Consider the following 25,965-nt stretch of genomic DNA (forward strand, 5'->3'; position numbering starts at 1 on the left):
ACTTACTCTTGCGATTCTTCTTCCGAATTATCCGGGCGGCGTTTGCCGACATAGAATCTTGCGAAAAAGACGCCGACTTCAAACAGGCAGTACATCGGAATCGCCAGCAGCGTTTGTGAAAAGACATCCGGCGGCGTCAGCAGCATACCGATGACGAAAGCGCCGACCAGCACATACGGCCGCTTCGCCTTGAGATCTTCCGGTGTGGTTACGCCAAGCCAGCAGAGCAGCACAATGGCGACCGGCACCTCAAACGACACGCCGAAGGCCATAAACAGCGCCATCACGAAATCAAGATAACTGGTGATGTCTGTTGATACGACCACGCCCGCAGGCGCCGTTTTGGTTAAAAAGCCAAACGCCAGCGGGAAAACGACAAAGTAGGCAAACGCCATGCCGATATAAAAGAGCAGCGTGCTGGATACCAGCAGCGGCACGACCAGCCGACGTTCATGTTTGTACAGCGCCGGTGCGACAAAAGCCCATACCTGATAGAGAATAACCGGCGCCGACAGGATGACCGACACCATGATAGTAAGCTTGATAGGGGTAAAAAACGGCGAGGCCACATCGGTGGCGATCATGGTCGCGCCAAGCGGCATCTGAGAGATAAGCGGCGCGGCGACCAGCTGGTAAATATCGTTCGCGAAATAGACCAGCGCCAGGAAAATGACCAGTACCGCAATAATGCAGTTCAGCAGCCGCTTGCGCAGTTCAATCAGATGACTGATTAAGGGTTGGGTATCTTCAACAGCCATGTTCAGGGTTTATCACTCGTTGGGGAAGCCGGTTCCGGATTACGGGAGACTACGGGCTCAGCCTTTTTGACCTCCGGCGCGGGCTGCGGTTTCGCGGTCGACGCCTCGGCGCTGGCCGCTGGCTGAGCAGATTGCTCAGGCGCTGCGGCTGGCTTTTGCGCTGGCGCTTCGGCCTGATGCTCCGCCGAGCCCGGCGTAACGCCTTCATGGCTCGCTTCGTTGTCCTTCACCAGCGGATTGTGAATGGTGTGGGCCTCGTCACTCGCCTTCTCCGGGTCATTCGCGGTATAAGAGCGCTTCATGGCTTCCGCTGCATGACGCAGCTCATCCATCGACTCCTTCAGCTCTGGCGTCAGGTTATTAAGGCTCGCCTTTTCCACTTTCTTCAGGCTGTCCTGCAATTCCTGAATCTTCAGCTCCTGAGAAAGCTCATTTTGTACGGTAGTGGCCAGCGAGCGCAGCGCCCGGATCCAGCCCACCACCGTTTTCACCGCGACAGGCAAGCGTTGCGGCCCCAGTACAATGAGACCGATAACGAAGACCAGCAGCAGTTCACTAAAACCAATATCAAACACGAATTACACCTGCTCTTTATCGTGGCGTTTCGCCTCGTCTTTTTTAGCCTCATCAGGCTTATCAGCGATTGATTTCGCAGTGAAATCAGCATCCTGCTGGTGCGAGGTCTCTTTTTTGTCGTCATCGCTCATGGACTTTTTAAAGCCCTTGATCGATTCGCCCAGATCGGACCCCAGAGAGCGCAATTTTTTGGTGCCGAAAAGCAAAACGACGAGAACGGCAATAATTAACAATTGCCAGATACTGATGCCACCCATAAAAACCTCAGCTACTAATGAAGAAGTATCAGGCCGCATTATAAATCACGCGGCCATTCCATGACGATAAATTCAGCTCGATCGCCGCCAGCCGATAAGCCAGACGACAAGCCCTCCCGCCATCAGCCAGGCGGGCGTAAACTCCCAGTCGGGCCGGTTGATAAGCAGCAGCGTGCCGCTCAGCAACAGCGTAGCGCCCACCCCGAAAAGGTAACGCGACTGTCCCTGCCGAACGCGATGAGCGTGCAATTCATTGGCAATCTTATCAACGCTTTGTTGCAGTTGTTTGCCCTGACGCAAGCTGTTGTAAACCAGCTCCGGCAAATCGGGCAGTTTTTCCACCCAATAAGGGGATTTCTCTTTAACCGCGCGCACCAGAGCCGGGAAGCCCACCTGATCTTTGATCCAGGTTTCCAGAAAAGGTTTCGCCGTTTTCCATAAATCAAGCTGAGGATAAAGCTGACGCCCTACGCCTTCGATATAAAGCAGCGTTTTTTGCAACAACACTAACTGCGGCTGCACTTCCATATTGAAGCGGCGCGCCGTGTTAAAAAGGTTCAGCAGGACATGCCCGAACGAGATTTCGGCCAGCGGCTTTTCAAAAATCGGCTCGCAGACGGTACGGATGGCGAATTCGAACTCTTCAACGTTGGTATCGGGCGGCACCCAGCCGGAATCAACGTGTAGCTCCGCGACTTTACGGTAGTCACGGTTAAAGAAAGCGATAAAGTTTTCCGCCAGATAACGCTTATCTTCTTTGTTAAGCGAGCCCACAATGCCGCAGTCGATACCGATATATTGCGGGTCTTCCGGGTGGTCGTAGCTGACGAAAATATTGCCAGGGTGCATATCGCCATGGAAGAAGCTGTCGCGAAATACCTGGGTGAAGAAGACGCGCACGCCGCGCTCAGCCAGCAGTTTCAGGTTGGTGCCGTTTTTCTCAAGCGCTGCTACATCAGAAACTGGAATGCCGTAAATACGCTCCATGACCAGCATGTTCTGACTGCAATAGTCGGAGTAAACCTCCGGCACGTACAGCATTTTGCTATTTTCAAAGTTACGGCGCAGCTGAATGGCATTAGCCGCCTCTCTTAGCAGATCCAGCTCATCAATCAGCGTTTTTTCATATTCGCGCACCACTTCCAGCGGGCGCAAACGGCGGCCATCCGGCATCAGACGCGGCACCCAGCGGGCGAGCCGGTAGATGAGCTTCATGTCCGCCTGGATAACCGGCAGGATATCCGGACGGATAACTTTGATGACCACCTCTTTCCCGTTCTCTTTCAGCCGGGCGGTATGCACTTGCGCAATCGAGGCGGAGGCCAGTGGTTTGATGTCGAAGTCGTCAAACCAGGTTTCGACAGGAATATCGCCCATCGCCTTTTCGATTTGCCGTTTCGCCAGCACGCCGTCAAACGGGGCCACGCGGTCCTGCAACAGCGCCAGTTGATCGGCTATCTGCGGCGGGAAAAGATCGCGGCGGGTTGACAACATCTGACCAAATTTAATCCAGACCGGACCAAGCTCCTGTAAAGCCAGACGCAGACGCTCGCCCAGTTCTTTATCTTTATGCCGGTTAGGCATCCAGAACAGCCCGCGTCGCCAAAGGCGCAGCGGCAGCGTGATACGCATACGGGGAATGAGCTCATCAAGCCCATAGCTTAGAAAGGTCTGAATGATGAAATAAAGGCGCCGAATTTCACCTGGCGTCATTTGCCCTCCAGTTTATTCAGCCGTTTGGTTAATGCTTCTACAGAGCGCTCAATCGCCGAGATCTCCTCAGAAAACCAGGCGACTTCAAGCCTTCCCGGCGCCACTCGCCACTCTTCAGTCAAGGCCTCAGCCAGGTACTGCTGGTTGCGGATAACGCTTTTCTTTAGCAATGAACCGCCACGGCGCACTACCTTGCTGATCCCTTCAGCGGCGATATCGCCCGTATAGGGTGCAAGCACCTCCGCGGGATCAAACTCGGCTAAATCCAGCAGCGCGACAAAATTTTGCACCACCTGCAGGTCACCCTGCACTTCCAGTTCGCCGCTGCGAATAAGCGAGGTGAGCTGCTGTCTGTCCTGCAATTTAGGCAGCACTGAAAGCCGGGTAATTACCGAGCAGTCCGCCTCGCCTTCCCACTGGCTCAGCACATCCAGTTGCTTTTCACTAAAAGAGAGCACCAGCGGCGCGGAAAACTCTTTTAGCACTACCCGCAACACTTTTCCCTGTAAGCGCTGGCGCGGCCCTTTCAGCGCCGGCTCGCGATAGAGGAATGTGTTAAGCACGCCCTCTATGCCTGCCGTAATAAGGGGTGTGAACGGCATCCGCCACCTCCTGTCAGAACTTGTAGCCGCGATGCAGCGCCACGATGCCGCCGGTCATGTTGTAATAGTTCACGCTTTCAAAACCGGCGTCTTCCATCATCGCTTTCAGCGTATCCTGATCCGGATGCATGCGGATAGATTCGGCCAGATAACGGTAGCTCTCCGCATCATTCGCCACCATCTCGCCTACGCGCGGCAATACGTGGAAAGAGTAAGCGTCATAGGCTTTGCTGAGCGGCTCAATGGTCGGCTTGGAGAACTCCAGCACCAGCAGGCGGCCGCCCGGCTTCAGCACGCGGAACATGGAGCGCAGCGCTTTTTCTTTGTCGGTAACGTTACGCAAACCAAAAGAGATGGTGATGCAGTCGAAAGTGTTATCAGGAAAAGGCAGCGCTTCGGCGTTCGCCTGCACATACTCGACATTGCCGACCACGCCGGTGTTGCGCAGCTTTTCGCGGCCCATTTTCAGCATGGAGTCGTTGATATCCGCCAGCACCACCCGGCCGCTCTCGCCAACCAGACGGGAGAATTTAGCGGTCAGGTCGCCGGTGCCGCCCGCGAGATCCAGCACGCTTTGCCCACGACGTACGCCGCTGCAGTCGATAGTGAAGCGCTTCCACAGACGATGAATGCCAAAAGACATCAGGTCGTTCATGATGTCGTATTTTGCGGCCACAGAATGAAACACCTGCGCGACTTTATCGGCTTTTTCCGTTTTCGCTACAGTCTGGAAGCCAAAGTGCGTTGTTTCTTGTGAATCTTCAACCATCTCAGTGCCTGCTTATCAAGAAAATGTTCGTGAAGTGTAACAGATTGGGCGCGATTGCCCTATGATTCAAGGCCATCGCGTAGCGCCGTCTTAGCCTTCGCCCGCGGCGCGGTATGAAGTTAAGCTATTGTCATTTATAGCGTCCTTTGACGCATTCTGCCCATCCGGCAGCGGCCACGCTTCCTCTTCCTGACGGGCCTGTTCCACTAAATCCGGATTAATCTCGCGCTTAATTTCCACGCCCAGCGCGCGAAACGCTTCGGCCTGCACCAGCAGGTTGCCGCGCCCGGAAGCCAGCTTTTTCATCGCCTGCCGGTAGCTGTCGCCTGCCTTATCGATACATTGACCGATGGCGGTCATGTCATCCACGAACAGACGCATTTTGTCGTACAGCCGGCTGGCGCGTTCGGCGATGTGCTGAGCGTTTCGGCTCTGATGCTCATAGCGCCAGAGGTTAGAGATAGTGCGCAGCGCCACCAGCAGCGTGGTTGGGCTGACGAGCATAATGTTATTTTTCAGCGCCTCGTTGATGATTTCCGGCTGCCGATCGATAGCCAGTAAAAAGGCGGGTTCGACGGGAATAAACATCAATACATAGTCGAGCGTGCGCAGCCCCGGCAGTTGCTGGTAATCCTTACGTCCCAGCAGGCGGATATGGTTGCGGATAGAGGCGATGTGCTCGTTAAGCGCCAGGTCGCGGGTATAGTCATCTTCCGCGTTGAAGTAACGCTCATAGGCCACCAGCGTCATTTTGGCGTCGATGACGACATCTTTGCCTTGCGGCAGCCTCACAATGACATCCGGCTGCATGCGGCTGCGGTCGGCAAGCTGGATATTGACCTGCGTTTCGTACTCGTGCCCTTCGCGCAGGCCAGAAGCCTCCAGCACCCGAGCCAGCACCACTTCGCCCCAGTTGCCCTGGGCTTTGTTGTCGCCCTTCAGCGCACGAGTAAGGTTAATCGCCTCCTGGGCCATTTGCGCGTTCAGCTGTTGCAGGTTGCGGATTTCATGCGCCAGCGTATGGCGCTCTCGCGCCTCCTGGCCGAAGCTCTCCTGTACCTGGCGGCGAAAACCGTCGAGCTGCTCGCGCAGCGGCGTTAACAACCCGTTCAGACTCTGGCGGTTCTGCTCTTCAACCCGCCGGTTGCTCTGCTCAAAAATCCGATTGGCGAGATTTTCAAACTGCTCGCTCAGGCGCTGCTCGCTGTTCATCATCTGGCGCAGCTTCTCTTCGGCGTGCAGTTGGGTGGATTCAAGACGGGTAGTGACTTCGCGCAGGTCAGACTCCAGCGAGCTGTTAATTTCCCGCAGGCTGCGCAGTTCATTGTTGAGAAGTTCGCATTCGTCACGCCAGTGTAAGCTCTGTTCAAGCGAGGCTTTGGCGGCGCTCAGTTCGCCGTAAATATCGCGCTGTTCCGCCAGCAACTCCGCCTTTAGCTGCGCCGCCCGCTGGCTTGCTAACAGCCACCCTACCAGCACGCCCGCCAGAGCGATTATCGCCAACAAAATGTATGAGCTTTCCACAACGCCTCCTGCCTGAACTGCAACGCATGCCAGCAGCGATTGTGCTGTACAGATGTCCAGACGGGAAGCGTTTTTCGGTGAGGAGCGTAATTCCTGCGAGGAATTACGCAAAAAGGCCGGAGGGAGCCGGCCTTTGCAGGGTTAGATCAAGCGGCGCGCCGCTTCGACCACGATTTTCACGGCGTGGCTTTCGGTCTGCTTCATGGTTTCCGCGTTGGGGATTTCCTGCTGGGTGCGGTTGACGATAACGCCCGCCACCATGCCTGCGCGCAGCCCCTGACTTGAACACATGGTCAGCAGCGTGGCGGATTCCATTTCATAGTTCATCACGCCCATCGCCTGCCACTCTTCCATAGAACCTTTGAAGCGGCTGACCACCCGGCCGGAAAAGGTGTCGTAACGCTCCTGGCCCGGGTAGAAGGTATCAGAAGAGGCGGTCACGCCCACATGCGTCGTCGCGCCAACAGATTTTGCCGCTTCAACTAACGCTGTGGTACAAGCGAAGTCTGCCACCGCCGGGTATTCCATCGGCGCGAAATGCAGGCTCGCGCCGTCCAGGCGTACGGAGGCCGTCGTGACCAGCACATCGCCTACGTTGATGTGCGGCTGGATGGCGCCAGTCGTGCCGATGCGCAGGAAAGTCCGAATGCCCAGCTGCGCCAGTTCTTCCACAGCGATTGAGGTTGACGGGCCGCCGATGCCGGTGGAGCAAACAATGACGGGCTTGCCGTCCAGCTCAGCGCGCCAGGTAGTGAACTCACGGTGCGAGGCGAGCTTAACCGGGTTCTCCATCAGCGCAGCGATTTTTTCCACGCGCTCCGGGTCGCCGGGCACGATAGCAAGCGTGGCCCCCTGCAAATCATTTTTGGTAAGGCCAAGATGAAAAACGTCAGACCTGGACATAAAAGACTCCTCTGTAGGTCGGTGGGTCAGAAGAAGCAAAACGGTACTTTACAGAAGCCGCTCGCGCTTTTTCGTGACAGGATTCACTTTGATATAAACAGTTTGCATTATTTTTCCATTAATTAGTGATGCAAATCACACTTTACTGCTTGTAATGATAACTTTCGCTTTCGTACAGCGCGTTTTTGTTCAACGGTGAATTTACCATCGCACGCTATAGTTATCGGATGCGCTAAAAAGGGTACGGAGAATGCCATGACCAGTAACACAATAACCGACAACAAACCGGGTTTCGCCCCGTCCGTTTCTCCCGTTGCTTCAACGGTAGTCCAGACGCCAGAAGACGCCATTCTGGCCGGTGAAACCTCCATTCCTTCACAGGGCGATAATATGCCCGCTTATCACGCCCGCCCGAAAAACGCCGATGGCCCGCTGCCGGTAGTTATCGTGGTGCAGGAAATTTTTGGCGTGCATGAACATATCCGCGATATCTGTCGTCGTCTGGCGCTTGAGGGGTATCTGGCCGTGGCGCCGGAACTCTACTTCCGCCAGGGCGATCCTAACGATTACAACGATATCTCTTCTCTGCTCAGCAATCTGGTTTCTAAAGTGCCGGACGCGCAGGTGCTGGCGGATCTCGATCACGTCGCCAACTGGGCGGCGCGCAACGGCGGCGACGCGCATCGCCTGCTGCTCACCGGCTTCTGCTGGGGCGGGCGCATTAGCTGGCTCTACGCTGCGCACAATCCGCAGCTTAAAGCCGCCGTCGCCTGGTATGGCAAACTGCTGGGCGATAAAACGCTGAATTCGCCGAAACACCCGGTGGATGTGGCGACAGACTTGAACGCGCCTGTTTTAGGGCTGTATGGCGCGCAGGACACCGGCATTCCGCTGGACACGGTGGAAACCATGCGTCAGGCGCTGCGGGCGGCTAACGCCACTGCGGAAATCGTGGTGTATCCGGAAGCGGGACATGCGTTTAACGCCGATTATCGCCCGAGCTACCATGCCGAGTCGGCAAAGGATGGCTGGCAACGAATGCTGGCGTGGTTTGCGCGCTACGGCGCGAAAAAAGGATAAAAAAATCGCCCGGTTTTGCCGGGCGATTTTATTTTCAGACTGCCGCTCAGGGCTGGCGACAGCTCCGTTACCTCTCTACGACGCGCGAGTTTGCAGGGCGGGTCAACCTCCCTCCCCGGCCCCGACGAAACCTTACGCCTGACGCAGGTTTTGCGCCGCTTTTACCATATTGGCGAGCGCTGCGCGGGTTTCCGGCCAGCCGCGGGTTTTCAGGCCGCAGTCCGGGTTAACCCACAGACGATCCTGCGGCACGCGCTGGGCGGCTTTCTTCAGCAGCGCCTCAATCCATTCCACGCTCGGTACGTTCGGCGAGTGAATGTCATACACGCCCGGCCCGATTTCGTTCGGGTATTCGAACTCTTCAAACGACTCCAGCAGCTCCATATCCGAACGCGAGGTTTCAATGGTGATAACGTCCGCATCCAGCGCAGCGATGGAGTCCATGATGTCGTTGAACTCGCAGTAGCACATATGGGTGTGGATCTGGGTTTCATCTTTTGCCACGGCGGCGTTCAGGCGGAACGCTTCCACCGCCCACGCCAGGTAGGCCTGCCAGTCGCTGCGCTTGAGCGGCAACCCTTCGCGCAGCGCCGGTTCGTCAATCTGGATGATGCCGATGCCCGCCGCTTCCAGATCCGCCACTTCGTCGCGCAGCGCCAGCGCAATCTGCTTCGCGATGGTTTCGCGGGAGACATCTTCACGCGGGAAAGACCAGCAAAGGATTGTCACCGGCCCGGTCAGCATGCCTTTTACCGGTTTGTCGGTCAGCGACTGGGCGTATTTCGCCCATTCAACGGTAATCGGCTCCGGGCGGCTCACATCGCCAATCACTACCGGCGGCTTCACGCAGCGGGAGCCATAGCTCTGCACCCAACCGTTTTGCGTGAAGACGAAGCCATCCAGATGCTCGCCGAAATATTCCACCATGTCGTTGCGCTCAGCCTCGCCATGCACCAGCACGTCCAGCCCCAGGCGCTCCTGCTCGACAATCGCCTGCTTGATATGCTCTGCAATGCCGGTGCGGTAGTGATTTGCATCCAGGTTCCCCTTTTTGAAATCCAGGCGCAGGCCGCGGATTTCGGTAGTTTGCGGGAAGGAGCCAATGGTGGTGGTCGGCCAGGCGGGTAGCTTAAAGCGAGCGCGCTGGGCTTCGGCGCGAATCGGATAAGCATGGGCGCGCTGGCTATCCTGCGCGGTGATGGCGGCAAGGCGTTTGCCTACGGCGGCGTTATGCACCCGCGCCGAGTGGCGACGGGCCTGAATCGGCGCGCTCCACTGGTCGATTTTCGCGGTATCGCCATTGTTCAGCGCGTCGCGCAGCAGCGCCAGCTCCTGGCATTTTTGCAGCGCGAAGGCGAACCAGCTTTTCACCTCATCATCCAGACGGGTTTCCACGCTCAGATCGATAGGGCTGTGCAGCAGCGAACAGGACGATCCGATCCACAGCTCGCGCTTGCCTGCCAGATCCTTAAGCTGCGCATATTTTTCTGCAAGATCCGCGCGCCAGACGTTGCGGCCATTCACAACACCTGCAGAAAGCAGCCATTCGGCAGGCAGACGGCGATGCAGTTCGTTAACGTCATCTTTGCCGTGAACCAGGTCCACGTGCAGCCCCTGCACCGGCAGCGCGGCAATAGTGTCCAGGTTTTCCGACACGCCTTCAAAGTAAGTGGTCAGCAGCAGTTTGATCTGGCCGGCAAGTGCTTCATAAGCCGGTTTGAACGCATCCAGCCACGCCTGCGGCAGCTCCAGCACCAGCGCCGGCTCGTCAATCTGCACCCACTGAATGCCGCGTTTCGCCAGTTCCGCCAGCACCTGCTGATAAACCGGCAGGATGTCGTTCAGAAGCGAAAGGCGGTCGAACGGTTCGCCTTTCACTTTACCCAGCCACAGGTAAGTCACCGGACCGAGCAGTACAGGCTTCACGTGGTGGCCCAACGCCAGCGCTTCGTCCACTTCCTCAATCAGCTGCGTCCAGGTCAGTTTAAACTGCTGGCCTTTCGTGAACTCCGGCACCATGTAGTGATAGTTGGTGTTAAACCACTTGGTCATTTCCGCGGCGGCGGCAGGTTCGCCGGTTGGCGCGCGGCCGCGGCCAATACGAAACAGGGTGTCGATATCCACCGAGCCGTCCGCGTTCTGATGACGAGCCGGCACATTGCCAAGCAGCAGGCTGGTGGTCAGAACATGGTCGTACCAGGCGAAGTCCCCTACCGGCAGCAAATCAATGCCCGCCGCCTTTTGTTGTTCCCAGTGGCGTGCGCGCAGCTCGCGGCCCACCGCCAGTAACTCTTCACGGCTGGAATTGCCCGCCCAGTAGCTTTCCTGCGCTTTTTTCAGTTCGCGACGCAGGCCGACGCGAGGGAATCCGAGGGTGTGGTTATGGATAGTCATGATGTTCTGCCTCTCTTAAGAATGAATCCCGTGCCAGGAGATGAATCTGTTCGTCTGTTCTTCTTAATCCGTATGCTTTTCGGATCCGCCCCCGAAGGGGCTAACTCTAAATAATTCGGCTTGCAGAAAGGCGGCGACGCAGCGAGTCCCAGGAGCTTACTCCAGTAAGTGACTGGGGCGAGCAAGGAAAGCCAACGCATCTGCAAGTCGAATTATGACGAGTTTGGACGTCCAGATGTTTACACATCCATAATCCGCAGGTACTGTATATTCCTCAAGCGCAAATTCCTCATGGCGAAGTGAAGGACTTTCATGATCGAAATTAAACACCTGCGAACGCTCCAGGCGCTGCGAAACTGCGGCTCTCTGGCGGCGGCGGCGGCCTCGCTGCATCAGACGCAATCCGCCCTCTCTCATCAGTTCAGCGATCTTGAACAGCGGCTCGGTTTTCGGCTGTTTGTGCGTAAAAGCCAGCCGCTGCGCTTTACGCCGCAGGGCGAAATCCTGCTGCAGCTGGCCGAGCAGGTTCTGCCGCAGATTGGCCGGGCGCTGCAGGCGTGCAACGAGCCTCAGCAGACGAAGCTTCGCATCGCCATTGAGTGCCACAGCTGCATCCAGTGGCTGACCCCGGCGCTTGAGAATTTCCGCCGCCAGTGGCCGCAGGTGGAGATGGATTTTAAATCGGGCGTGACGTTCGACCCGCAGCCTGCGCTGCAACAGGGCGAACTGGACCTGGTGCTGACTTCCGACATTCTGCCGCGCAGCGGTCTGCACTATTCGCCGATGTTTGATTTTGAAGTGCGCCTGGTGCTGGCGACCGATCACCCGCTTGCCGCCAAAACCCGCATCGCGCCGGAGGATTTTTCCGGGGAGACGCTGCTGATTTATCCGGTGCAGCGCAGTCGTCTGGACGTGTGGCGGCATTTTCTGCAACCGGCAGGCGTCAGTCCTTCGCTCAAGAGCGTGGATAACACGCTGCTGCTGATTCAGATGGTGTCGGCGCGCATGGGCATCGCCGCGTTGCCGCACTGGGTGGTAGAGAGTTTTGAGCGCCAGGGCCTGGTGGTGACCAAAACCCTGGGCGAAGGCTTATGGAGCCGGCTGTACGCCGCAGTGCGCGACGGCGAACAGCGTCAGCCGGTGACGGAGGCGTTTATTCGCTCGGCGCGTCAGCACGCCTGCGATCATCTGCCGTTTGTGAAGAGCGCGGAGCGACCCAGCGTCGATGGACCCACAGCGAGGCCATTATCACCGTACCCCCAATAATAAAACTCGGCCAGTGGGGCTGCTCCTGCCAGATGGCGAGGTTAACCAGCAGCCCGGCCGGGACGTGAACGTTATTCATAATGCCGAGCGTGCCCGCATCAACCTGCGTGGCGCCGTAGTTCCACATAAAATAGCCCAACCCTGAAGCCGCCACGCCAAGCCACACCAGAATGCCCCATTGCAACGTTGTGGTGGGCAGCTTCTGCGGGTTGCCTATGGTAAACCAGGCGACGACCGCCACCAGAAACGCCCCCAGATAGAACCAGGAAAAGGCGGTGTGCTGCGGCATCGGACGCGTCTCCATCAGCCGCTTATACCCCACCATGCCGATGGCGAAGCTGATGTTCGCCAGCTGCACTAACAGCAGCCCGGTCCAGAAGTGATCGCTGACTTTGTCGTAGCGAATAATCGCGGCGCCCATGACCGCAAGCAATGCGCTCAGGGCGTAACCCCAGCGAAGCGGGCGCTTGCTCAGTAAGTCGTAAATCATCGTGATATAGAGCGGCGTGAATACCGTAAACAGCAGAAATTCCGACACGGTGAGGTAAAGGTAAGCGCGAAAGCTGAACAAATACATCACGCCAAGCTGCAACGCGCCCACCAGCATATAGAGGCTGAGCGTTTTTATGCTCTGACCGCGGGTGCGCAGAAACGGCAGAAAGACCAGCGCCGCCAGCCCCACGCGCATCAGCACGGAAAAGGTGCTGTCGACATGTCCTGCCAGATATTCGCCAATCAGGCTAAAAGAGAAAGCCCACAGAATGGTGGTGATAATCAGTAACGCCATAGCACCTGTCCCACAAAAAAAGAGAGCGCAATTGTAGCGAAGGTGCTGGCGAAAAGTTGCACTATTTGGTTGACGAGTGGTCACAATGCAACCACTCGTTATCGTGCCCGTTAGTCGAGGAAAAGCTTACGCAGGTAGCGCGGCACTGCGTTGTCGCCGTTAGTGCCAATGACTTCCAGTTCGGGCAGCAGATCTTTAAGGCGCTGATGCGCGTTGCCCATAATGCAGCCCTTGCCAGCCATAGAGAGCATTTCCGCGTCGTTCATGCCGTCGCCGAAGGCGATGCACGCTTTCAGGCCATAGCCCATCGCTTTCGACACCGCTTCCAGCGCATGCCCTTTCGATACGCCGCCGGCCATTACTTCCAGGCAGGTCAGCGTAGAGAAACTGACGTTGACGCGATCGCCCCAGCGGGCGTTAATGGCCTGCTCCAGCGGCAGCAGCTTTTCATGCACATCGCAGGTGAAGAAGACTTTGCTCACCCCCTGCGGCTCCAGCAGGCCCGGCTCATACAGCGAATAATTAAACACCGCCTCTTTGAAATACTTCATCTCATCTGGTCGGTGACGGTTCATAAACCACTCATCATCGCGGTAGACGTTGGTGATGATGTCGGGGTTGTTGTGCATCACGCCAAACAGATCGGCGGCGATATCTGCGTCGAGGTTATGGGCGAAGACCAGATTGCCGTCAGTATCATGCACTCGCGCGCCGTTAGAGGTGATCATATACGCCTTGATCTCAAGGCCGTCGCGGATTTGCCCCACATCAACATGATGGCGTCCCGTGGCGAAAACGAAGTGTACGCCCCGGGCGGTCAGCAGCCTGAGCGTCTCTTTGGCGTAAGGGGAAAGCGTGTGGTCCGGAGAAAGTAATGTGCCGTCTAAGTCAGACGCGACAACATGGTACATAGGATGAATTTAACCTCAGGTAAAGCGACAAGAAGGCTGGCCGCGGTAATCAGTTATGCGCATCGAAAAAATCAACGATGGCAGTCAGGGCTTCGGCGCGCATGCTGTCCTTTTCAAACAGGATCTCATGGTACGCGCCTTTTATGACGTAAGGTTTATCCCCCCAACAGGGATGGCCCGCCGCAGCGCGAAGTTCGCAGAAACGATCGTGAGCGCGGTTATCCACCACTCTTTCCGCTTCCGCCTGGAGTAACAATAGCGGCGTAGTGACGGCAGTGGCCCCTGCCAGCACCTGTTCTCCTGCAAGGATGCCTTCCCGCACCCAGTGATACGTCGGTCCGCCCACCCGTAAGTCCGGGTCGTCGGCATAAAACCGCAGGTTACGGCGATAACGCTCCGGACTGTGTGTCAGCACGTTGAGACTAAAGGGCAATGCGCGCCAGCGCCCGGTGCCGATAGCGTAGCCATCGCGCAGTTTCGGGTAGCCTTCGGCCCAGTCCAGTATCGAGCGCAGCATCCAGTCCGGCAGGCGGATAGTAATGCCGAACATCGGCGCGCAGAGCGCCACGGCGTCAAACGCCTGCGGCTGGCGCTGTAAAAACAGCGTGGTAATAGCGCCGCCCATCGAATGCGCCAGCACGTAGCGCTTACGCCACGGCCCGCTCGCCACCTCCTGCTGCCAGAACCGCTCCAGGTCGTCGACATAATCGCTGAAATTCACCACATGGCCGCGGTGCGTATCTTCCAGCAGTCGGCCGGAACGCCCCTGCCCGCGGTGGTCGATGATTAACACATCGAACCCGCAGTAGAAGAGATCGTAAGCCAGTTCGGCATACTTTACATAGCTTTCGATGCGGCCCGGACAGACGACGATGACCCGGTCATTGCCGGGGGCGCAAAACCGTACGAAGCGCACCGGCACGTCGTCCACGCCCATAAATTCATCTTCATCGCGCTGCTGCCAGAAATCCGTAAGCGGCCCCATCGTGAAGGCCGCAAAGGCGTTTTCCCGCCTGAACCATCCGTTTTTGTGCTTATGCATCGGTTGCCTGCCCTGTGCGAACGCCAAAAAATGCTTTTTTTGTGACTCGTAGCACAACCCTCTACATTAGCGTATTGTGGCATAAAAGTGCGCAGCCAGGGAATTTCACATGACCTTCGAATGGTGGTTTACCTATCTTCTTACCACGCTGATTTTAAGCCTTTCTCCGGGTTCCGGGGCGATTAATACCATGAGCACCGCCATCAGCCACGGCTACCGCGGCGCGGCGGCGTCCATCACCGGGCTACAGCTCGGCCTGGCGATTCATATCGTGCTGGTGGGCGTGGGCTTAGGCGCGCTGTTCTCCCGCTCGCTGCTGGCTTTTGAGATCTTAAAGTGGGCAGGCGCGGCCTATCTTATCTGGCTTGGCATCCAGCAGTGGCGCGCCGCCGGCGCCATCGACTTAAACGCCGTCGCGCAAAGCCAGCCGCGCCGCCGTCTGTTTAAGCGCGCGGTCTTTGTGAATCTCACCAACCCGAAGAGCATCGTTTTTCTCGCCGCGCTTTTTCCGCAGTTTATCGCGCCGCATCAGCCGCAGGCGATGCAGTATCTGATCCTCGGCGTAACAACTGTGGTGGTGGATATCGTGGTGATGATTGGTTATGCGACCCTTGCGACGCGCATCGCGCTGTGGATCAAAGGGCCTCGCCAGATGAAGGCCCTGAATCGCCTGTTCGGCTCGCTGTTTATGCTGGTGGGCGCGCTGCTTGCCGCCGCGCGCCAGGCGTAATTAGCGGGAGATAATCAGATGGATGCCGAAGCCGGCGAAGAGCGCGCCGGCCATGCCGTCTATCCACTTCGCCAGTCGTTGATAACCGCGGCGCATGGCGGGCAATGCGAAAAGGCTTGCCACGACCGCGAACCAGGCGAACGTTTCCAGCGCTATCAGCACGAAAATCCCCATCCGCTCATGCGAGCCCACGCTGTCGCCGACAAACAGCGAGAAGACGCTGCCGAAGTAAATAATCGCTTTCGGGTTCGCCAGGTTGGTCAGTAAGCCTTTCACAAAACTGCGCCCGCCGCGCGCCAGCTCAACCTCCGGCGTCTCAGTGGAAGGCTCGCCCTTCTTCAGCGCGCCGCGCAGCATCTGGTAGCCCATCCAGCAGAGATAAAGCCCGCCGCCCACCATGATCGCGGTATGCAGCCAGGCCATTTTTTCGAGGATCAAGTGCAGGCCGAGCAGCGCCACGCCCGCCCAGATCATGACGCCGAAAGTAATGCCGAGCACGCCCATCATCGCTTCCTTACGAGAGCGGCTTACCGCCGTTTGCGAAACAAAGAAGAAATCGGGACCGGGGCTCATCAGCGCCACCAGGTGCACCAGCGCCACGGTCAGAAAAAGCATCAGCATAAGAAAGTACTCGTGAGAAAATTCGCAGAAGAATTATCCTGCCACGTTCAGGCAGGCGTGGCTATTGACGATTACTCATCGTCGCCGTCGACATGGCTGCGGATAAGCGCCATAAATTCGCGGCCAAAACGCTCCAGCTTGCGGGTGCCCACACCGTTGATGCCCAGCATTTCGCCAGGGCTAAGCGGCATCTGCTCCGCCATTTCTATCAGCGTGGCGTCGTTGAACACCACGTAAGGCGGAATATTCTCTTCATCGGCGATGGCTTTACGCAGCTTGCGCAGTTTAGCGAATAGCTTGCGGTCATAGTTGCCGCCGTAAGATTTCTGCGCCACGCGCGGTTTAAGGGCGGCGACGCGCGGCACCGCCAGCATCAGCGGCGCTTCACCGCGCAGAAACGGACGCGCCGCTTCAGTAAGTTGCAGCGCGGAGTGCGCGGCGATGTTTTGCGTCACTACGCCGAGATGAATAAGCTGGCGGATAACGCTGACCCAGTGCTCATGGCTCTGATCGCGGCCAATACCGTACACCTTCAGCTTGTCGTGCCCCAGTTCGCGAATGCGCTGGTTGTTCGCCCCGCGCAGCACTTCCACCACATAACCCATACCGAAGCGCTGGTTAACGCGCGCAATCGTTGAGAGCGCCTTTTGCGCGTCCAGCAGGCCGTCGTAACGGCGCGGCGGGTCGAGGCAGATATCGCAGTTGCCGCAGGGCTGCTGGCGCCCTTCGCCGAAATAGTTAAGCAGCACCAGACGGCGGCAGGTTTGCGCTTCAGCGAAGGCGCCCATGGCGTTGAGCTTATGGCGCTCAATATCCTGCAGCTGCCCGGGCTGTTTTTCTTCAAGGCATTTGCGCAGCCAGGCCATGTCCGCCGGGTCGTAAAACAGCATCGCTTCGGCGGGCAGGCCGTCGCGCCCGGCGCGCCCGGTTTCCTGATAATAAGACTCGATATTGCGCGGAATGTCGAAATGCACCACAAAGCGCACGTTGGGCTTGTTGATGCCCATACCGAACGCGACCGTCGCCACCACGATTTGCAAATCGTCGCGCTGGAATTTCTCCTGCACCTCGGCGCGAACCTGCGGCTCCAGCCCGGCGTGGTACGCCCCTGCGCTGATGCCTTTGCTTTGCAGGCGCGCAGCGGTGTCTTCCACCTTTGCGCGGCTGTTGCAGTAGATAATGCCTGACTTGCCTCGCTGCTCCTGCACGTAGCGCATAAGCTGGTCGAGCGGCTTGAATTTCTCCATTAGCATGTAACGGATATTCGGCCGGTCAAAGCTGCTGATTTGAATCAGCGGGTCCTGCAGGCCGAGCAGACGCACGATATCAAGGCGCGTGGTGTCGTCAGCCGTGGCGGTCAGAGCGATAAACGGCACCTGCGGCAGATGCTGGCGCAACTGGCCGAGCGCCGCATATTCCGGGCGGAAATCGTGCCCCCACTGAGAAATACAGTGCGCTTCGTCCACGGCAATCATAGAGAGCGGCCAGCGGCTAATCTGGTCGATGAAGTTATCCATCATCAGCCGCTCTGGGGCGATATAAAGCAGGCGAACCTGGCCGGTACGACAGCCAGCAATAACCTCAAGCTGCTGATCGCGGCTTTGGGTTGAGTTAAGACAGGCGGCCGCCACGCCGTTGGCGAGCAGCTGGTCGACCTGGTCTTTCATCAGCGAGATAAGTGGAGAGACGACGACGGTCAGCCCCTCTTTCACCAGCGCGGGGATCTGATAGCACAGCGATTTACCGCCGCCTGTGGGCATTACCACCAGGCAATCGCGACCTTCCAGCACCGTATTGATGATGGTTTCCTGGCCCGGGCGAAACTGCTGATAGCCGAAGGTTTCTTGTAAAACCTGCTTCGCCAGCGATTCCTGATTATAAACTTCCGCCTGCGCCACGCTCACTCCACCTGCTGAAAAGAAAACAGGCGCTATTTTCAGCGCCTGCGTCGGAAACTGCAATGCTTTAGAAAAGATCGTTAAGCATAACCCCAAAGCCAAAGCGCGTCTGGTTAAAGTTGTAATCGATTAACGATTCGCCGTAACCGCTGTAAAGCTGGGTATACAGACGGACATGCTTAGTCACCGGGTAGCTAAAGCCCAGCTCGGCGCCGCCGTAGCCTGTGTTCCAGTTATATTGGCCCCTCAGGCTCCAGATAGCCTCGCCCCACTGATAACCCACTTTGAGCTGGTAATAGCCCATGTATTTGGTGATATCCGGGTTATCGTCGGTATTGCCCAGCACATACCAGGGCTTTGCTTCCACCAGCCAGTTGCCGTTTTGCGCCATCAGGCGGGCGTAAGCGCGGTTCCAGCTGCGGGAAGTAGGGTCAGAGCGGCCGTTCGAGTTATGGTTATAGCCGAACTCTACGTCGCGTAGCGTCCAACCGCCGAAGCTGTAATCGGTGGCAAAGCCAAGAAACAGCTGCGGCTCATAGTTCGTTTCACGAAACGGAGAGGATTCGCCGCTATTGGAAAGCTGCCACCAGGAGCGCTGAGTGTAAGAGGCGCCGAGCACGGAGTTATCGCCCAGAATACCGCGCCAGAGCGGGAAGGCGAGGCTTATCTGGAATTTCACCTCATCCTTACGCGCATTATCAGACCAGTTATAGGACTGGATCGCCTCTTTATTCAGATCGTCCGTTACCGTATAGAGCAGATAATTGCTCTCGTACGGATAAAGCGTGAAAGGGTTATCGTGCTCCTGAAGCAGGTTAGCAATGATGCTGCCGCGCACGGCGGGTGCGTCATGGACTTCTTTAATCGTAGCTTCCTGGCTAAATGCTGTGCAGGGCAGCAGGCTCGCTGCCGCCAACAAACCCAGAGTCTTGCGCATGGGCCATGTTCTCCTGGACTATCGTCGTTATGAATTATTTTGCCGCCTGCCATTCTAGCGGTTTATTTTTCTACCGATAGTCCCCCTGTCTTAAAGTTGAACGTCACAATTACGAAGCATAAAATCAACACTCGAATAACCATAACGTTGGATCGGGAAACGAACCATGTCCGCCACAATGCTGACACCGGATGCCGCCTTACAGCTGGTCGGCGAAATTTTTGTTTATCACATGCCTTTTAACCGCGCGCTGGGGCTTGAACTGGAGCGCTATGAGAAAGCCTTCGCTCAGCTCGCTTTTAATAACCAGCCGATGATGGTTGGCAATTGGGCGCAAAGCATTTTGCACGGCGGCGTAATCGCTTCTGCGCTGGACGTGGCGGCGGGACTGGTCTGCGTGGGCAGCACATTGACGCGGCATGAATCCATCAGCGAAGAAGAGCTGCGCCAGCGTCTTTCGCGCATGGGCACTATCGACCTGCGGGTGGATTACTTACGCCCGGGCCGCGGGCAGCGCTTCACCGCCACCAGCAGTTTGCTGCGAGCCGGAAACAAAGTGGCTGTCGCGCGCGTGGAACTGCATAACGAAGAGCAGGTTTACATCGCCAGCGCTACCGCGACTTACATGGTGGGCTGAGAACGATACTGCTAAACTGCGCCCACTTTTCTGCAAAGAGCTTTTCTGATGGATGCTAAACAAACGCGGCAGGGTGTGCTTTTCGCGCTGGCTGCTTATTTTATCTGGGGCATTGCGCCCGCCTATTTCAAGCTTATCTATTATGTTCCTGCGGATGAAATCCTGACTCACCGCGTCATCTGGTCCTTTTTCTTCATGGTGGCGCTGATCTCCTTAAGCCGTCAGTGGAGCAGCGTGAAAAAGCTATTCAGCACGCCGAAAAAAGTGATTGCACTCGCCCTGAGCGCCGTGCTGGTGGGTGGTAACTGGCTGCTGTTTATCTGGTCAGTGAATAACCACCATCTGCTGGAGGCGAGCCTCGGCTACTTCATCAACCCGCTGGTCAATATTCTGCTGGGCATGGTGTTTCTCGGCGAGCGCTTTCGCCGCATGCAGTGGCTGGCGGTGCTGCTGGCGGCGTGCGGCGTGCTGGTGCAGCTGTGGACCTTCGGCTCGCTGCCGGTCATCGCCCTTGGTCTTGCTTTCAGCTTCGCCTTTTATGGCCTGGTGCGAAAGAAAATTGCGGTGGACGCGCAGACCGGCATGCTGATGGAGACACTATGGCTGTTGCCGGTCGCTGCGATTTACCTTTTCGGTTTCGCCAACAGCGCGACAAGCCATATGGGCAATAACCCGTGGACGCTCAATCTGCTGCTGATGGCGGCGGGCGTGGTGACGACTATCCCTCTGCTTTGCTTTACCGCAGCCGCCACCCGCCTGCGTCTCTCGACGCTCGGCTTTTTCCAGTACATTGGCCCAACGCTGATGTTCTTGCTGGCGGTGCTTTTCTACGGCGAGGTGCCGGGGCCGGATAAGATGGTCACCTTTGGCTTTATCTGGCTGGCGCTGGCCATCTTCGTGATGGACGCTGTCTATACCCAACGCCGTACGCGCAACGCCTAACCTCTTCACCCGGCTTGCTCGCAGGCCGGGTCCGCTATTGCCGCTTTTCTGCAAAGCTAACGCGTTTTAATTGGTTGTTATTTCAGGCGCCCGCTCGCATCTTCCGGGAATATTGCGTCATTCCCGGAGGCATTCAGCATGAGCCAGAAATCCGCCGCTTATTTGCATAACCAGCAACGCGAAGCGATCCGCCAGCTTGCCCGCTCGTGGATCTGGCGCAGCGAGCTGCCGACCTGGCTGCTGATTATCACTATCTACGGCGGCTGGTTCGGCGTGCTGGCCTGCTGGCAAACGCTCGGCCTGTGGCCCGCCACGCTGCTGCTTATTCTTTTCACCGCCTGGTATATGTCGCTGCAGCACGAGCTGATTCATGGGCACCCGACGCGTTACCCATGGCTGAACCAGCTCTTCGGCACGCTGCCGCTGGCGGTCTGGTACCCCTATGGGCTGTATCGCGATTCGCACCTGGCCCATCATCGCAACCACCAACTTACGCTGCCGGATGAAGACCCGGAAACGTACTACTTTTCCGCCGAGCGCTGGCGGCGTTTTCCACGCTGGCAGCGGCGCGTAATAGTGCTGCGTAATACCTTTGCAGGAAGAGTGCTGCTGGCGCCGTTGCTCGATATTATCGGCACGCTGGCGACCATGACGCAGGCGTTCCGCAAGCGTGACGGCCGTAACATAGCGATGTGGCTCATCCACGGCGCGCTGCTCGCCTTGCTCTTCGCCTGGCTTCAGGCGTGCGGGTTTTCCATCGTCTGGTTCCTGCTCGCCGTCAGCTATCCGGCATTGGGCATCACGAAAGTGCGTTCGTTTCTGGAGCACCGTGCCGATGACGAGCCGCTGGCCCGCTCGGTCATCAACGAGGCCGCCTGGCCCTGGCGATTGCTGTTCTTAAATCTGAACTATCATTCAGTACATCACGATCTGCCCGGCCTGCCCTGGTATGGGCTGCGTAAAGTTTATGCGCTTTACCGGGAGGAATATCAGCAGCGCAACCGCGGGTTCGTGGTGCAGGGATACCGTGAATGGCTGCGCCGCTTTCTTTTCGCGGCGGTTGACGTGACGGCGCATCCCACCTCGTTTGCGGCTGACAGAGTATCGAAAGACGATGACTAAACGCGTGGCGCTGCCAATGTATGATGTTCACCCCCCCACCACCGATGCGTTGTGGGCCGCGCTGCGTCCGCTTTTGATAAACCATGGCGTGACGGCGGAGTGCGTTTTTGTTCGCCCTTCGCCTCTGCCTGAGCACTGGCGTGATGATGACCTGCTGTTAAGCCAGACCTGCGGCTACCCGCTTACCACCCAGTTGCCCGACGTGCAGACCGTTGGCTGCTTTCATTATTCCGCGCCGGGCTGCGAGGGGCCGTTTTACCGCAGCTTTTTAGTCGCGCGGGCAGGCGATAAAGGCAAAACGCTGGCGGATTTTCAGGACAGAGCGGCGGTCTGCAACGCCATTGATTCCCACTCCGGCTATAACGTGCTGCGCAAAATGGTCTCGCAACTGGGTTCGCCGTCGCGCTTTTTCCGCGACGTGACCTTTAGCGGCGGCCACCGGGAGTCGCTACAGGCGTTACAGCAAAAGCAGGCGGATATTACGGCAATTGATTGCGTGACGTTTGCGCTGCTGCAGCGGTATCAGCCCGCGCTGCTGGCCGGGCTGACGCTGATTGAAGAGACGCCGCTTGCGCCGGGGCTGCCGCTTATCACTTCGTGTGATACTCCAGCCGACATCCTTTCGGCGTTACGCGCCGCGCTACAGCAGCTCGTCAGCGAACCGGCGCTGCATGCAACCTGCGCCGCCGCGCTGATTCAGGGCTTCAGCCCAATCGGGCGCGACGATTACGAGGTGATGCTGCAATGGCAGCGGGAAGCCGCCGTGGCGGGTGTCGACGCGCTGTAAGCCATGATAAAAAAGGAACCCTGAGGTTCCTTTTTTTATTACAGCCAGTTGCGGCGTTTGAAGTAAAGGTAGGGCGCCAGGCCTGCAAGGATCATAAAGATAATCGCTGCCGGGTAACCGAAGCTCCATTTCAGCTCGGGCATAAACTCGAAGTTCATGCCGTAACTGGAGGCCACCAGCGTCGGCGGCAGGAAAACCACGGAAACCACCGAGAAGATTTTGATGATGCGGTTCTGCTCGATGTTGATAAAGCCCATCGCCGCCTGCATCAGAAAGTTGACCTTCTGGAACAGCGATTCGTTGTGCGGCAGCAGGGATTCGATATCGCGCAGAATTTCCCGCGCCTGCTCCAGCTGCCCGCCCGGCAGACGCGCCTTGCGCACCAGGAAGTTGAGCGCGCGCTGGGTATCCATCAGGCACAGGCGCACTTTCCAGCCGGTATCTTCTAATTCAGCCAGGGTGGAGAGCGCCTCGTCATATTCGTCGCCCTGCTGCCCTTCCATAATCACGCGGCTCAGCTCTTCCAGATCGCTATAGATGTTCTCAATTTCATCTGCCAGCTGTTCGATTTTGGTTTCGAACAGATCGAGCAGTAGTTCATAGGCGTTGCCGTCCATCATCGACTGATTACGGGCGCGCATACGATAGAGACGAAACGCCGGCAGCTCGCGCTCGCGCAGCGTAAAGAGCCGTCCGTTACGAATGGTGAACGCCACAGTGGAGTTGCCGCCATGGTCTTCCGCATCTTCATAGAAGAAAAAGGAGTGAATGTGCAGCCCGTCTTCATCTTCAAAGAAGCGGGCGGAAGCTTCGATATCCTCCAGCTCCGGGCGTGTTGCCAGGCTCTGGCCAAGTTCCGTTTGCACGCGCTGTCGCTCGCTCTCTTCCGGCTCCACCAGATCAACCCAGATGGAATTCGTCAGAGGGGCGGCCTCGTCCACTTCAAGGCGAGACAGGCGGTTATTTTCCAGTTGAAATGCGCTCAGCATGACCGGGACTCCCAATACAAAAAATCTCGGACAGTTCGGTTGGCACACAGAAACAATATGGGTTTCAGACCCTTAAACAGTCTGACTCAGCGCGACGGGGTAAAATGCGGTCGCCGACAACCACTAAGGCCATCAGCGTGAGAGGATAGCCTTAGGAGTTGTGCCTGTTTGACAGGTTTTTGAGCCAGCATCTACTGGGTGTGTCCAAGGCGAATGTCCTCTTAGCGTAATCGTGGGCGCATGTTACGCCAGCGAAAATTAGGCGTCAACACGCGCACTTAAGATAGACCACTTCACTTATTGGCGGTAATAACGACGCAGGCGCTGGCGCCTGACGCTCGCCTCGTCAACTTCCCCGCCGCAGGCCTGTTTTGCCTGCCGCCATACTTTAGTTTTAGCAGCCAGGTACGCGTTTCGCTAAGAAATAATCTCCTTTTTCAAAGAGATAATTCCGAAGCGGGGAGTTCTGCCAGCATTATGGCAATAAGGTGTGACAAAAAAATGGCGTGGGCGCGACGCTGCGCGCCCGTTAAGCACCGTCAGCAGGGTTAAACCGTCTCAAGCCGGGCGTAAGCGGCTACCAGCCATTTAATCCCCTGGCCATTGAACGCCACCTGCAGGCGGCTGTGTTCGCCGCTGCCTTCCAGATTAACGATGGTGCCTTCGCCGAACTTCGGATGGCGCACGCGCTGACCGAGCTTGTAGCCGGAGTCGTTTTCCGCTATCGGCGCGCCCAGCTGCTTGTGACTGACCGGACGGCTGATGCTGGCGCGCAGGCGTACCTCCTCCACGCAGTTTTCCGGCAGCTCGGCGATGAAGCGCGAAGGACGATGGTAAGCCTCTTTGCCATAGAGGCGGCGCGTTTCGGCATAGGTTAAGGTGAGTTTCTGCATCGCGCGCGTGACGCCCACGTAGGCGAGGCGGCGCTCTTCCTCCAGCCGCCCGCCCTCATCCAGCGCCATCTGGCTTGGGAACATCCCCTCTTCCATGCCGACAATAAAGACCTGCGGAAACTCCAGCCCTTTCGCGGAGTGCAGCGTCATCAGCTGCACCGCATCCTGCCACGCATCCGCCTGCCCCTCGCCCGCTTCCAGCGCGGCGTGAGAGAGAAACGCCTGCAGCGGCATCAAGTCTTCATCTTCATCCTGATAGCTGAACTGGCGCGTCGCCGTTACCAGCTCTTCTAAGTTTTCAATACGCGTCTGGCCCTTTTCGCCTTTTTCCTGCTCGTACATCAGCCAGAGGCCAGAATCTTTAATTACCCGGTCGGTCTGTACATGCAGCGGCATGTCGGCGGTTTCATGCGACAGCGCGTCGATAAGCTCAAGGAAACGCTGCAAGGCGCTGGCGGCGCGACCTGCGAGCGCCCTTTCCTGCAACAGTTCGCGGCTGGCCTGCCAGAGGGTAACCTGACGGTCGCGCGACGCCTGACGCACCACGTCCAGGGTGCGGTCGCCAATGCCGCGGGTCGGTGTATTGACCACGCGTTCAAACGCCGCGTCGTCGTTACGGTTCACCATCAAACGCAGATAAGAGAGCGCGTCTTTGATTTCCTGACGCTCGAAGAATCGCATGCCGCCATAGATGCGGTACGGCATGCTGGCCTGCAATAACGCCTCTTCCAGCACGCGCGACTGGGCGTTGCTGCGATAGAGGATAGCGCAATCCTGCAAAGCGCCGCCGTTCTCTTGCCAGACTTTGATGCGGTTAACCACAAACCGCGCTTCGTCGAGCTCGTTAAAGGCGCAGTAGAGGGAGATAGGCTCCCCGTCGCTGCCGTCGGTCCAGAGCTCTTTCCCCAGGCGCCCGGCGTTGTTGGCAATCAGGGCGTTGGCGGCATTCAGAATGTTATTGGTGGAGCGGTAGTTTTGCTCGAGGCGAATCGTCTCCGCGCCCGGGAAATCGTTCAGGAAGCGCTGGATGTTTTCCACCTGCGCGCCGCGCCAGCCATATATCGACTGGTCGTCATCGCCGACGATCATCACTTTGCCAGTCTCGCCCGCCAGCATGCGGATCCAGGCGTACTGAATGCTGTTGGTATCCTGGAATTCGTCCACCAGAATGTTGGTGAAGCGCTCGCGGTAATGGTTCAGGATATGCGGTTTGTTGAGCCACAGCTCGTGGGCGCGCAACAGCAGCTCGGCAAAATCCACCAGGCCCGCGCGGTCGCACGCTTCCTGATAAGCCTGATAAATCTTCTGCCAGGTCTGCTCTACCGGGTTGCCATAACTCTGGATGTGGTGCGGGCGCAGGCCGTCGTCTTTTTTGCCGTTGATGTACCACATCGCCTGGCGCGGCGGCCACTGCTTGTCATCCAGGTTCATCGCTTTGATGAGGCGCTTGAGCAGGCGCAGCTGATCTTCGCTGTCGAGGATCTGGAAATCCTGCGGCAGACCGGCATCCATATGGTGCGCGCGCAGCAGACGGTGCGCCAGACCGTGGAAGGTGCCGACCCACATGCCCCCCTGGCTGGTGCCCATCAGTTGCCCGATGCGGTGGCGCATTTCCGCCGCCGCTTTGTTGGTGAAGGTCACTGCCATAATGGAGTAAGGCGAACAGTTCTCAACCGTCAGCAGCCAGGCGATGCGGTGCACCAGCACGCGGGTTTTGCCGCTGCCCGCGCCCGCCAGCACCAGCATATTGCTGCGCGGCGCGGCTACGGCTTCGCGCTGTTTATCATTAAGGCTGTCGAGCAGGTAAGAAACGTCCATTGGCACCGC

General features: G+C 57.6%; 25 protein-coding genes. 7 read left to right on the plus strand and 18 right to left on the minus strand.

Translation table 11 applies throughout. The features are described from left to right. Positions 1-2 precede the first annotated feature (2 nt). The 8 genes from tatC to udp form a co-directional block, all read right to left on the minus strand. A complete protein-coding gene (gene tatC, locus IEX01_RS20650) occupies positions 3-758 on the minus strand; it encodes a Sec-independent protein translocase subunit TatC (protein ID WP_024558486.1) in 756 nt (251 codons plus the stop codon). Positions 759-760: 2 nt separating this feature from the next. Next, the gene (gene tatB, locus IEX01_RS20655) at positions 761-1,333 is read right to left on the minus strand and encodes a Sec-independent protein translocase protein TatB (RefSeq protein WP_024558485.1); all 573 of its coding nucleotides are present in this window, start codon (positions 1,331-1,333) and stop codon (positions 761-763) included. Positions 1,334-1,336: 3 nt separating this feature from the next. Then, positions 1,337-1,591, minus strand: a complete 255-nt coding sequence (gene tatA, locus IEX01_RS20660; RefSeq protein WP_024558484.1) for a Sec-independent protein translocase subunit TatA — start codon at positions 1,589-1,591, stop codon at positions 1,337-1,339. Between the two features lie 72 nt (positions 1,592-1,663). Continuing rightward, positions 1,664-3,304 (minus strand): ubiquinone biosynthesis regulatory protein kinase UbiB, encoded by a 1,641-nt coding sequence (gene ubiB, locus IEX01_RS20665; RefSeq protein WP_024558483.1) that lies wholly within the window; start codon positions 3,302-3,304, stop codon positions 1,664-1,666. Next, complete coding sequence (ubiJ, locus tag IEX01_RS20670; protein ID WP_024558482.1) at positions 3,301-3,906, minus strand: ubiquinone biosynthesis protein UbiJ; 606 nt, start codon at positions 3,904-3,906, stop codon at positions 3,301-3,303. The genes ubiB and ubiJ overlap by 4 nt, the downstream gene beginning before the upstream one ends. 13 nt (positions 3,907-3,919) lie before the next feature. Beyond that, the gene (gene ubiE, locus IEX01_RS20675; protein WP_024553905.1) at positions 3,920-4,675 is read right to left on the minus strand and encodes a bifunctional demethylmenaquinone methyltransferase/2-methoxy-6-polyprenyl-1,4-benzoquinol methylase UbiE; all 756 of its coding nucleotides are present in this window, start codon (positions 4,673-4,675) and stop codon (positions 3,920-3,922) included. Positions 4,676-4,765: 90 nt separating this feature from the next. After that, complete coding sequence (rmuC, locus tag IEX01_RS20680; RefSeq protein ID WP_028019802.1) at positions 4,766-6,199, minus strand: DNA recombination protein RmuC; 1,434 nt, start codon at positions 6,197-6,199, stop codon at positions 4,766-4,768. 141 nt (positions 6,200-6,340) lie between these two features. Further along, the gene (gene udp, locus IEX01_RS20685) at positions 6,341-7,102 is read right to left on the minus strand and encodes a uridine phosphorylase (protein ID WP_024558938.1); all 762 of its coding nucleotides are present in this window, start codon (positions 7,100-7,102) and stop codon (positions 6,341-6,343) included. 255 nt (positions 7,103-7,357) lie between these two features. On the opposite strand from udp, the gene IEX01_RS20690 reads away from it, so the two are divergent. Next, positions 7,358-8,182, plus strand: a complete 825-nt coding sequence (locus tag IEX01_RS20690; RefSeq protein ID WP_024558939.1) for a dienelactone hydrolase family protein — start codon at positions 7,358-7,360, stop codon at positions 8,180-8,182. 132 nt (positions 8,183-8,314) lie between these two features. On the opposite strand, the gene metE is transcribed toward IEX01_RS20690, so the two are convergent. After that, a complete protein-coding gene (metE, locus tag IEX01_RS20695) occupies positions 8,315-10,576 on the minus strand; it encodes a 5-methyltetrahydropteroyltriglutamate--homocysteine S-methyltransferase (protein WP_024558940.1) in 2,262 nt (753 codons plus the stop codon). A gap of 312 nt (positions 10,577-10,888) precedes the next feature. On the opposite strand from metE, the gene metR reads away from it, so the two are divergent. Next, positions 10,889-11,842, plus strand: coding sequence for an HTH-type transcriptional regulator MetR (metR, locus tag IEX01_RS20700; protein WP_024559827.1), 954 nt, complete (start codon positions 10,889-10,891; stop codon positions 11,840-11,842). Here metR and IEX01_RS20705 read toward each other — a convergent pair. The 3 genes from IEX01_RS20705 to pldB all read right to left on the minus strand — a co-directional run bounded on the left by IEX01_RS20705 (position 11,730) and on the right by pldB (position 14,582). Beyond that, on the minus strand, positions 11,730-12,629 hold the full coding sequence (locus tag IEX01_RS20705; protein WP_024558942.1) for a carboxylate/amino acid/amine transporter: 900 nt from the start codon (positions 12,627-12,629) through the stop codon (positions 11,730-11,732). The two genes, metR and IEX01_RS20705, sit on opposite strands and share 113 nt — an antisense overlap. Before the next feature lie 110 nt (positions 12,630-12,739). Next, positions 12,740-13,540: a sugar/pyridoxal phosphate phosphatase YigL gene (gene yigL, locus IEX01_RS20710; protein WP_048888691.1), complete on the minus strand. Its 801-nt coding sequence runs from the start codon at positions 13,538-13,540 to the stop codon at positions 12,740-12,742. A gap of 49 nt (positions 13,541-13,589) precedes the next feature. Further along, positions 13,590-14,582, minus strand: a complete 993-nt coding sequence (pldB, locus tag IEX01_RS20715) for a lysophospholipase L2 (protein WP_188724465.1) — start codon at positions 14,580-14,582, stop codon at positions 13,590-13,592. Between the two features lie 109 nt (positions 14,583-14,691). Between pldB and rhtB the strand changes: the two genes are divergently transcribed. Next, the gene (gene rhtB / locus IEX01_RS20720; RefSeq protein ID WP_024558944.1) at positions 14,692-15,312 is read left to right on the plus strand and encodes a homoserine/homoserine lactone efflux protein; all 621 of its coding nucleotides are present in this window, start codon (positions 14,692-14,694) and stop codon (positions 15,310-15,312) included. Here rhtB and rhtC read toward each other — a convergent pair whose 3' ends face one another. The 3 genes from rhtC to pldA all read right to left on the minus strand — a co-directional run bounded on the left by rhtC (position 15,313) and on the right by pldA (position 18,768). Next, a complete protein-coding gene (rhtC, locus tag IEX01_RS20725; RefSeq protein ID WP_024558945.1) occupies positions 15,313-15,933 on the minus strand; it encodes a threonine export protein RhtC in 621 nt (206 codons plus the stop codon). Positions 15,934-16,004: 71 nt separating this feature from the next. After that, positions 16,005-17,831 (minus strand): ATP-dependent DNA helicase RecQ, encoded by a 1,827-nt coding sequence (recQ, locus tag IEX01_RS20730; protein WP_024558946.1) that lies wholly within the window; start codon positions 17,829-17,831, stop codon positions 16,005-16,007. Positions 17,832-17,898: 67 nt separating this feature from the next. Then, positions 17,899-18,768: a phospholipase A gene (gene pldA, locus IEX01_RS20735; protein WP_188724466.1), complete on the minus strand. Its 870-nt coding sequence runs from the start codon at positions 18,766-18,768 to the stop codon at positions 17,899-17,901. Positions 18,769-18,946: 178 nt separating this feature from the next. Here pldA and yigI point away from each other — a divergent pair, with 178 nt between their 5' ends. The 4 genes from yigI (at position 18,947) to IEX01_RS20755 (ending at position 22,256) form a co-directional block, all read left to right on the plus strand. Next, entirely contained in the window at positions 18,947-19,405 is a 459-nt protein-coding gene (gene yigI, locus IEX01_RS20740; RefSeq protein WP_373289708.1) for an acyl-CoA thioesterase YigI, read from the plus strand. A 48-nt stretch (positions 19,406-19,453) separates the two neighbouring features. Further along, a complete protein-coding gene (gene rarD / locus IEX01_RS20745; protein ID WP_024558949.1) occupies positions 19,454-20,347 on the plus strand; it encodes an EamA family transporter RarD in 894 nt (297 codons plus the stop codon). Positions 20,348-20,485: 138 nt separating this feature from the next. Beyond that, entirely contained in the window at positions 20,486-21,469 is a 984-nt protein-coding gene (locus IEX01_RS20750) for a fatty acid desaturase (RefSeq protein ID WP_024558950.1), read from the plus strand. Then, positions 21,462-22,256: a phosphate/phosphite/phosphonate ABC transporter substrate-binding protein gene (locus IEX01_RS20755; protein WP_188724467.1), complete on the plus strand. Its 795-nt coding sequence runs from the start codon at positions 21,462-21,464 to the stop codon at positions 22,254-22,256. Before IEX01_RS20750 ends, IEX01_RS20755 begins: the two co-directional genes overlap by 8 nt. Before the next feature lie 38 nt (positions 22,257-22,294). Here IEX01_RS20755 and corA read toward each other — a convergent pair whose 3' ends face one another. The 3 genes from corA to uvrD all read right to left on the minus strand — a co-directional run bounded on the left by corA (position 22,295) and on the right by uvrD (position 25,956). Beyond that, the gene (gene corA / locus IEX01_RS20760; protein ID WP_024551643.1) at positions 22,295-23,245 is read right to left on the minus strand and encodes a magnesium/cobalt transporter CorA; all 951 of its coding nucleotides are present in this window, start codon (positions 23,243-23,245) and stop codon (positions 22,295-22,297) included. 151 nt (positions 23,246-23,396) lie between these two features. Beyond that, complete coding sequence (gene ysgD / locus IEX01_RS21885) at positions 23,397-23,453, minus strand: YsgD/CorL family protein (RefSeq protein WP_349951758.1); 57 nt, start codon at positions 23,451-23,453, stop codon at positions 23,397-23,399. A 340-nt stretch (positions 23,454-23,793) separates the two neighbouring features. Beyond that, positions 23,794-25,956 (minus strand): DNA helicase II, encoded by a 2,163-nt coding sequence (gene uvrD / locus IEX01_RS20765; protein WP_024558952.1) that lies wholly within the window; start codon positions 25,954-25,956, stop codon positions 23,794-23,796. Positions 25,957-25,965 lie beyond the last annotated feature (9 nt).

The organism is Franconibacter daqui, from assembly GCF_014644275.1.
Lineage (GTDB): Bacteria > Pseudomonadota > Gammaproteobacteria > Enterobacterales > Enterobacteriaceae > Franconibacter > Franconibacter pulveris.